We start from the raw sequence: 671 nt of genomic DNA, 5'->3' as shown, positions 1-671 counted from the left end.
CCTCACCCCATGCGTTCGGAAGCATAGGAGCCTGGGCTTGCTGGGAAGACGACGGTGCGGTTGCCGTTGAGGAAGGTGCGGAAATGGATATGCGCATGGATGGCGCGCGCCAGCACCTGGCTTTCCACGTCGCGGCCGATCGAGACATAGTCGTCGGCCGACTGCGCATGCGTGATGCGCGCCGTGTCCTGCTCGATGATCGGACCCTCGTCGAGATCGGCGGTGACGTAATGCGCCGTCGCGCCGATCAGCTTCACGCCGCGCTCATAGGCCTGCTTGTAAGGATTGGCTCCCTTGAAGGACGGCAGGAAGGAATGGTGGATATTGATGATGCGGCCCGACATCTTCCGGCACAGCGCATCCGACAGCACCTGCATATAGCGGGCGAGCACGACGAGCTCGGTGCCGGTCTGCTCGACCAGCTCCAGGAGCTGGGCTTCGGCCTGCGGCTTGTTGTCCTTCGTCACCTTGATGTGGTGGAAAGGGATGTCGTGATTGACGACGACCTTCTGGTATTCGAAATGGTTGGAGACGACGCCGACGATGTCGATCGGCAGCGCGCCGATCTTCCAGCGATAGAGCAGGTCGTTGAGGCAATGGCCGAAGCGCGAGACCATGAGCAGCACCTTCATGCGCTTCCTGGCATCGTGGATCTCCGCCTCCATGGCGAA

At 61.5% G+C, this 671-nt stretch carries 1 protein-coding gene; it reads right to left on the bottom strand.

All coding sequences use genetic code 11. The annotated features are described in order from the left end of the window. Nucleotides 1–2 precede the first annotated feature (2 nt). A partial coding sequence (locus tag ACPYOP_RS32935; RefSeq protein WP_481414382.1) for a formyltetrahydrofolate deformylase occupies nucleotides 3–671 on the bottom strand: 669 nt, incomplete at its 5' end.

The organism is Rhizobium sp. KNZ2-6A (assembly GCF_056755475.1).
Note: the sequence above shows the minus strand (reverse complement) of the source record. Positions and strands in the feature narration are given on the sequence as shown.